This is a genomic window from Paracoccaceae bacterium Fryx2 (assembly GCA_032334235.1).
GTDB lineage: Bacteria > Pseudomonadota > Alphaproteobacteria > Rhodobacterales > Rhodobacteraceae > JAVSGI01.
In genome coordinates, this window is sequence record JAVSGI010000006.1 from 69,442 (window position 1) to 76,690 (window position 7,249).

Below are 7,249 nucleotides of genomic sequence, written 5' to 3' on the forward strand. Positions count from 1 at the left end.
GATCAGAACGTGCCCCCGTCGAGCGCGATGCCGTTGATCGTACCGCCGGTGATGGCGATAGCGTTTGCGGCTTGCGTGGCCATACTCCCAAGCCCGAGGTTTGCGCGGGACGTCGTCTTGTTGGGCAGGTCTGCGAGGTTTGATGCCGCAGCGAGCTTGCCTGCCAAAGCATTGGTCACGGTGGCCGCAAAATTCGGATCATCGCCCAAAGACGCTGCCAACTCGTTCAGCGTGTCCAAAGCACCCGGGGCCGCATCAATCAGCGCCCCAATGGCAGCGGCGACAAACCCTGTCGTCGCCAGCTGCGCGGTGTTGGTACCAGAGGCAGCGGTTGGCGCGGTGGGTGTGCCGGTCAGGCCCGGCGAGGTAAGCGGGGCTTTGGTATCAAGCGCTGCCTGAAGCCCGGTCACCTGCGAGACCGGGTGGCTGTGGGCGGCGGGCGTAAAATTGGTGGGTTTGCCGGTAACGCCCGCCCAAGGTACGGCGTCGGCCAGTTCGGCCGCATCGACCTTGCCATTGCTGTTGGTGTCATAGGTTGTGGCCAGCATATCGCCGGGACCAAAGGCGACGATGGCCTGCTGCACAAAGGCAGTGGTTGCGAGCTGGGGTGTGCTGGTTCCTGTTGTGGCGGTGGGTGCGATGGGCACGCCCGTCAGGGCAGGTGATGCCAAGGGCGCTTTGGCGTCCAGCGCTCCTTGTAGCCCGTCCACATTGGCAATGATGTGGTTGTGGCTGTCATCGATCACGGCCGCCGTCAGGGTCACATTGGCCGCGCCATCAAAGCTGATCGCGCCCGAGAGATCGCCAGCCAGTGCAATTGTCCGCGCCGTCGCGAGTTTGCTTGCCGAGACGGCATTGGCCGATGCGCCGAGTTTGCCGTCTAGCGCACCCTGCAAGCCCGTCACATCGCCGATGATATGGCCGTGCACAGCATCGGCCTTGGCGGCAAGCCCCGCATCAAATTGCGATTTGCGCACGAGATCCGTCGCGGCACTGGCGTCTTGGGCAGATTTTGGAACGAGGGTGAAGGTTTTGGAGCCTGCCACCGTCTGCGCACCGGTCAAGGCAACAAAGGACCCCGCACCCGCAAGGGCCGCGATGGTGGTTGCATTGCCGGTGCCATCGTCCCCCTTGCCAACATAAAGCGTATCATCAACCTCGTTATGGGCAAGCTCGCCCGATTTAAGCGCTGCAGGCGCGCCTGCCACGCCGGAGCCGCGGCGCTTGAGCTGGATTGTGTTGGCCATCAGAAAAATCCTCCGTTGATGGGCGCGTCGGTGGGCAGAATGGTCACGCCAGGGTCACCCTGATTGCCTTGCGCGCCTTGAGGTCCGCGCAAACCGTCTGGCCCGGGCAGACCCAGCAGGTGGACAGACACCGGCGCTGTGGCCAAGCGCAGGGTGATCGGCGACAGCGCCGAGACGCGAATACGAATGGGTCCGGTCTGGAGCCGTAAATCGAGCGCGGCTGTCATGACATCAAAGTCCCCGTGTCACCGATTGCTGAACCGGGATTTCCAGCGAGAAGCCAAGCGGGCGCTCCGGGGTGAGATCAGTGCGGACAAAATCCACAACCACGCTGCCGGGAATGAGGGCAGCCGTCACGTCCGCTGCCACCACAATCTCGAGGGTGTAATCATCTATGCGGACGAGGCTGCCGGTTGCGCTCAAAAGGGTGGCAATCACCTCCAGTGCTGCCAAACGTGTCCGCATTTGGCCTACCAAGACGCATGCCTGCGGAAAGAGCGCGGTATCTGCTTGCAGCTGCAGCCGGTATTCATAGCCAATCAAAATGACTGGACCTTCCAGCGTGGAGACCCCGCCTGTCGAAAGGCCCGTCATGGCCGCCACCCGCAAAGCCGCGCGCCGGTTTCATTATGGGTCAGGATTTGGAGTGCGGTGCCATCCGTCAGCTGATCTTCGCGCGAGAGCAGGACGGGTGCTGCCCAATCGCAATCGGTGGGCGCGCGCAGATCAATCCCGCATCCAGCGAGCAAGACGGCGCTTGCGCTCAGCATCAGGCAAAACCTCAAGCTCATGGCGGATTTCCTTTGCAAGGGTGAGAGAGCGAATGCGGGCTTCTGCCTGTTTGACAGCAAGATGTGCGCGCGCCTGCGCCCGACCTTTGGCGAAGGCAATCCATAGGGCGGAAATTGCAATCGCCGCCAGCGCCAGACCCAAGCGCAGCCGGGTCCCCAAACGGAGCAGTGTGCCTAGGATCATGGCGTTTTCCCCAACCGGTGATCCTCGATCCGAGCGGCACGGGATTTAACCGCAAAGACGATGATGGCGAGGAAGAGCACGGCACCCAGTAGGGGGAGGACCGTGACTGCATGCGCCCCAAGCCCGACCAAGTCCAACACCCGGGTCGCGAGATCGCGCCCATCTTCGGCCTGTGTGATCAGAGGCGCCAGATCGGTCAGGGCAATCCCCGCTGACCCGGCAGCCCCGAGCGCAATCTGCGCATTGGCGGCGCTGACAATGCGCGAGGCGGCTGGCTGCCCGAGGGCGCGCTCAAGAGTGACAGCTCGCGGCTTTGCGGTCTCCAAGGCAGCGACAAAAGCGGCGTCAATCACCGGCTCCAGCGGCAGGCCGTGGTCAGCGCGGAAGGCCAGAACAGCGCCCCTTGTGCGACTGCCCATCACACCATCAACCGCGCCCACTTCATGATAGCCAAGATCGCGCAACATCGATTGCACTGCCTTGATCGGGGGCGGACGACGTGATCCGGAAGCTGGCGCGCGGCGAAGGCCGATCAGCTTCGAGACTGGATAGCGCTGCACGCTGACTGCATCGCCCTGATTGCCGCCCAAGGCAAACAGCCACTTGCCCTCAACGCGGTCGATAAAAAAGACATGGCCCTGCCAGGCCGAGGTGCCGCGCGGGATGACGCCAATATCGCCCGGGCGCACTGCGGCCAGATCCACAGCCTCACCCCAATCCAGATAGGAGCGCGCGGTCAGTTTGCGGCTGGAGCGGATCCCGGCTTTCTCAAGGCAATGCCCCACAAAGGCCGCACACCAGGCCACGTCGTCATGTTCGACCCAATCCTGTCCGATGGTAGCGTACATCTCGATGATCTTGGGGTTGTTCGCGGCGCCCGGGCCTTCGGTGGTGCCGATGTAGCTTCGGGCGATTTCAAAAGCGGTCATGTCTTTGTCCCATGCAAAAGGAAACGCCGCCCGAGATTGGGTGGCGCTTGGCGGTGTGATTGTTGTCGGGGCAGCCTCGGATTACCGTGACTGGAATTACCGTAACGGGGATGAACGCAGCACAGCTGAAGGCTGAGACCCTGCCTGCGCCGCGCCTTACTTCTTGCGGCCCAGCCAGGACGCAAGCAGCGCCTCTGCCCCGCGGGGCCCAAGATAGGCGAGGGTTGCCACAAAGCCTGTCGAGACCGGTTGCGCGAGGCCGATGTAATTCGCCGCAGCCTCGCCAATCAGCGCCATGCCAACGGCAACGGGGATTTCCCACAAGAGCTCCTTGCCAAAAAAGCGGCGCCGGCCAAGTTTCACCTCGCCCGAATGCCACATCAGCCGTCCGGTCAGCGCACCAATCAGGGTGGTGACAGCCCCGCCGAATACCGAATTAATCATGTCGATAAACCCACCATCATTCATCGGCGTGCCTCCTCTAATGCCGCAACACGCGCGGTCAATTCCTTGACGGCCTCGATGAGAAGGCCTGTGATATTGCCATATGCGACAGACAGTTGCCCTGCCTGATCTGCCCGCACGACCTCAGGCAGCACCGTTTCCACCTCCTGCGCCACCACGCCGATCTGGCGGGTTCCATCCATGGTGAAGCGCACGCCGCGCAGAGCACAAACCAGCGTCAGCGCATCCGCGATGGCCTCAATGTCAGATTTCAGGCGCGCATCTGACGAGGACACGAAGTTTGGGGCGGTGACAATTCCGGTGAAGGTCGCCCCCGTGAGGGTCGCCTTGCCTGCAATCGTGGCGTCATAATCCACTGCGGCTTTTGTCGCCATTGTGCCAAGCCCGAGGTTTCCCCGCGCCAGCGCCGTATTTGCCAACCCTGCCAGATTGCCCGCCGCATCCAAAAGTGCGTCCCAGCCTGTGTTCGTCGCATTGCGCCGCCGCAGTACCGGCGGGGAGGCGGAGGTGTCGACCCAGAGCATGCCAGCAATTGCTGCGGTCGGTGCCGTCGCCCCGGCGCTGGTGGATTGTAAGGCGGCGATCACCTCGTTGATCCGGGCGCGAACAGCGGCTCCGGCATCATTGGTGATTGCAAAACTCGATGTCTGGGGCATTCTCAGGCGACCTCATCGGCATAAAGCCGCAGTTGGGAGACGATGGGCGTATAGGACGCATCCTTGGTGGAGAGATAGGCCCGGGCCTCAACAGCGCGGGCTTCGATTTCATGGTTGTCGAGCCGACCCCAAGGGCCCCAGGTGGGGCTGCTGTTTGGGTCGTCATCGGTCTCGCGGATCTCGAACAGCACGTCGATTTCAGCACCAGCCGCGCCGTCAAAGTCGGCCCAGCTGTCCATCAGTGCTGTGCGCGCATCGATCCGGTCGTTCAGCGCCAGGGCCGCAACACCGATCTCAGAACGCAGGCGCACGCGTTTGACAGCCCCAAGATCGAGCCCAGCAGCAAAACCGTATTGCCCCTCCATTGCAGTGACCTGCGTGACCCCGCCAGTTGTTGCGGTCGTCAATGTCAGGTTTGAGCCTGCTACTTGCAAACCCGTCTTGCTCCCCACGAACCCCGGATCAGCTTGCAGATAGGCCAAGGTCGAGAAGGCCAAGACCTGCGCGCCTTTAGTAGACACTCGGGTTTCTGGGCCCGCTCTGCCGCCACTGTCTTCTGCCCGAATAAGGTATGTCCCGGGCTTCAGTGGCACTACGGCAATAGCCTCGCCGCCGCCCACCCGGTCCATCGAATAACTGTCCGACCAAGTTGCAGTGACTTCTTTCGAATGGCGGATCACGATATTGCCACCAACCCGCACATCAGGATCAACGGACCTGGCCCATTTCAGGATGGCAAGTCCACCGGCAGTTTGCAGCGTGACGCTGCCCAGCCCGGCTGGGGGTGCTGTCAGGCCCAGAATTTCGACTGACGCGGTTTGCCAGACCGACGACACGCCCAGCACCGAGATCGCTTTCACCCGGAATTGCCATGCGCCGGGCGCAACATCACGGATCTCAAGGCTGGTACCATCGGTGCGGCCATAATCCAGCCAATCACCGCCTGCACTCTGCCGTGCCTGCAGTTGATAGCCCGCAACAAAGCCCGAAGGGGCGGCCTCCCAGGCAACGCGCGCCAGAACCTTGAGCCCGCCACCATCGCGGGTGATGTAGAGATCCTCTGTAACCGTGGGCGGCCCCGGCGCTGGAATATCATAAGCATTCGGCAACGCCGTGCGCGGGGCGGCCGCATATATCTGTGCCTCGCTTGCCGACCAGTCGTACACCAGCGGCGAGGTTTCGCGCAGGACCAGTTCTGGCAGCAGCAGTGCCGCATCACCCGAAGCCGCAAGATCAAGGCTGACGCCCTGCACCTCAAACGGTTTGGCTGCAAAGCCCCAGCGATCGTAAGACAGGGTCACCACATCGCCGACTGTGGCCGCCCAAGCCGACAGTTTGCCTGACAGTCGCACCGTCATTTGACGCCGCGCGCGTTCCAGCTCAATCTTGGCCAGTCGCTGCGCCATCGTGGCCGAGATGGTGAAGGGCAGCGAGATATCGCGCCATTTCTGCTCGCCGCCGTCCTCCGCCAAATAGGCCGCACTGGCATAGGCCGGAAAGTCATCGGGCTGCCAATCGTTCTCTGGGCTTACGAACTGTCCGCGCACCCCGTTGAAGTTTGATGACATCGTCACGCGCGTGGCCAAGGTCAGACCAGCCTCGCGAACATGATCTGCAGTCAGCGCCACGGACGGTGCGCGCCACGCTCCTGCATGAATGCGCCAAGACCCGCCCGAGAAAGCGCAACGCCCGGCAAAGGATGTCAGCAACCCCTCGATGATGGTTTTGGGAACCTCAGAAAGCGTGATGACCCCGTTGCAGGCATAGCGCAGCTCCGTCCCACCCCCTGCGAGTGCCACCGGCTCGTCGCAGATATTGGCCGCCTCAATGAGGGCCATCTCATCAATGCCGTCCGGTTGCCCGATCCGCGCGCCAACGCCCCAAGTGGTGTTGGCCATATAATCGGCCAAGCAAAGAGCGGGGTTTTCTGAATAAACGGACGTTTGGATGCGCGGATCCCAGATGTCATTCTTGCCCTCAAGATCCACTGTGATGTTTGGAATGCCGCCCGGGTAGGCATCCTGATCATAGGTCAGCCGCAGATGGATGGCAGCGCAGCCCCTAAGGCGGTGGTTCTCGGTCCACTTGTCGGGCAGTGCTGCTTTCAGCCCCGCAAACGCGGTCTGGTTGGCATCGCCCAGCTTCTTCTCGATGCTGACTTTGCCCGCCCAGCGACCTTGAGCAGTACCGGCAGCATTCAGCGCGACCTCGCCTTCAAAATAAACAGCCCCGATGGATTTAACCCGGTGTGTGGCAAGCACGATCACCAAATCAAGGACTGCGTTGTCAGATCCCGAGGAATGCAGGAATACGATAACTCCGCCCTTGCGGGTGCGGCCGTACACCAAATCGCGCGGCACCACGGGTTCGCGGATGGTCACCGTGCGGTTTTGCAGCGTCGTCTGCGGCTTTGGCATCAATGCCTGTGCTGCATAAGACAACAGCAGCGTGCCGCCAATCCGGATCAGGGCCGCGCCAATGCCGCCTGCGGCCAATACCCCGCTGATCGCCCCCGCAACGGCGACGACGGCTGAGACGATGAAGGGCATGGGGGTTGTCCAATATCAGGTTGGTGGTTTTAAATAGACCAGGCAAGTCGGCAGGAAGTAAGCGGCACAGTCATGAGGCCTTCGGGTGCCATGCCGACCGCCGTAGCGCCGACGCAAATTCCAAAACCAAGGCCTGTGTCGGCCAGCACAATGTCACCCCGCTGGGCCAGCAGCGGTGTCTCGCACGGCGCACCGAGCAGTGCGAGCCCCATTGCCTCAAGTGAAGCCCAGCCAAGACGGCGCATGACGCGCGCGCCGCCAAGCGCAGTGCTGTAGCGTCCGCGCCAGAGGGCGGCCACATCCGCGCCGTCCGTGAGCTGGCTTCGGATCCCAAAAGCAAATGTTCCACAGTCATGAAGGCCCCAAGCGAAGGGTTTTACACGTGCGATGTCGATTGCCTCTGCGAGGTGGCGTTCCCAATTGTCGAT

General features: G+C 62.2%; 9 protein-coding genes. All 9 read right to left on the reverse strand.

The window, feature by feature from the left end; translation table 11 throughout:
- Positions 1 to 2: 2 nt before the first annotated feature.
- The gene (locus RNZ50_25700) at positions 3 to 1,247 is read right to left on the reverse strand and encodes a head decoration protein (GenBank protein MDT8858357.1); all 1,245 of its coding nucleotides are present in this window, start codon (positions 1,245 to 1,247) and stop codon (positions 3 to 5) included.
- Positions 1,247 to 1,474: a hypothetical protein gene (locus RNZ50_25705; protein MDT8858358.1), complete on the reverse strand. Its 228-nt coding sequence runs from the start codon at positions 1,472 to 1,474 to the stop codon at positions 1,247 to 1,249. The genes RNZ50_25700 and RNZ50_25705 overlap by 1 nt, the downstream gene beginning before the upstream one ends.
- A gap of 4 nt (positions 1,475 to 1,478) precedes the next feature.
- A complete protein-coding gene (locus tag RNZ50_25710; protein ID MDT8858359.1) occupies positions 1,479 to 1,841 on the reverse strand; it encodes a hypothetical protein in 363 nt (120 codons plus the stop codon).
- Between the two features lie 132 nt (positions 1,842 to 1,973).
- Positions 1,974 to 2,222 (reverse strand): hypothetical protein, encoded by a 249-nt coding sequence (locus RNZ50_25715; protein ID MDT8858360.1) that lies wholly within the window; start codon positions 2,220 to 2,222, stop codon positions 1,974 to 1,976.
- Entirely contained in the window at positions 2,219 to 3,151 is a 933-nt protein-coding gene (locus RNZ50_25720; GenBank protein ID MDT8858361.1) for a TIGR02594 family protein, read from the reverse strand. The genes RNZ50_25715 and RNZ50_25720 overlap by 4 nt, the downstream gene beginning before the upstream one ends.
- Before the next feature lie 156 nt (positions 3,152 to 3,307).
- The gene (locus RNZ50_25725; GenBank protein ID MDT8858362.1) at positions 3,308 to 3,619 is read right to left on the reverse strand and encodes a phage holin family protein; all 312 of its coding nucleotides are present in this window, start codon (positions 3,617 to 3,619) and stop codon (positions 3,308 to 3,310) included.
- Entirely contained in the window at positions 3,616 to 4,203 is a 588-nt protein-coding gene (locus tag RNZ50_25730; GenBank protein MDT8858363.1) for a tail fiber domain-containing protein, read from the reverse strand. Before RNZ50_25730 ends, RNZ50_25725 begins: the two co-directional genes overlap by 4 nt.
- A gap of 71 nt (positions 4,204 to 4,274) precedes the next feature.
- Positions 4,275 to 6,821 (reverse strand): phage tail protein, encoded by a 2,547-nt coding sequence (locus RNZ50_25735; protein ID MDT8858364.1) that lies wholly within the window; start codon positions 6,819 to 6,821, stop codon positions 4,275 to 4,277.
- A 29-nt stretch (positions 6,822 to 6,850) separates the two neighbouring features.
- The coding region (locus tag RNZ50_25740; protein MDT8858365.1) for a hypothetical protein at positions 6,851 to 7,249 on the reverse strand (399 nt) is incomplete at its 5' end.

Coding starts and splice junctions, on each gene's coding strand:
- RNZ50_25720 (MDT8858361.1), bottom strand. CDS start 3,151: ATGACCGCTTTTGAAATCGCCCGAAGCTACATCGGCACCACCGAAGGC.
- RNZ50_25725 (MDT8858362.1), bottom strand. CDS start 3,619: ATGAATGATGGTGGGTTTATCGACATGATTAATTCGGTATTCGGCGGG.
- RNZ50_25735 (MDT8858364.1), bottom strand. CDS start 6,821: ATGCCCTTCATCGTCTCAGCCGTCGTCGCCGTTGCGGGGGCGATCAGC.
- RNZ50_25710 (MDT8858359.1), bottom strand. CDS start 1,841: ATGACGGGCCTTTCGACAGGCGGGGTCTCCACGCTGGAAGGTCCAGTC.
- RNZ50_25700 (MDT8858357.1), bottom strand. CDS start 1,247: ATGGCCAACACAATCCAGCTCAAGCGCCGCGGCTCCGGCGTGGCAGGC.
- RNZ50_25715 (MDT8858360.1), bottom strand. CDS start 2,222: ATGATCCTAGGCACACTGCTCCGTTTGGGGACCCGGCTGCGCTTGGGT.
- RNZ50_25705 (MDT8858358.1), bottom strand. CDS start 1,474: ATGACAGCCGCGCTCGATTTACGGCTCCAGACCGGACCCATTCGTATT.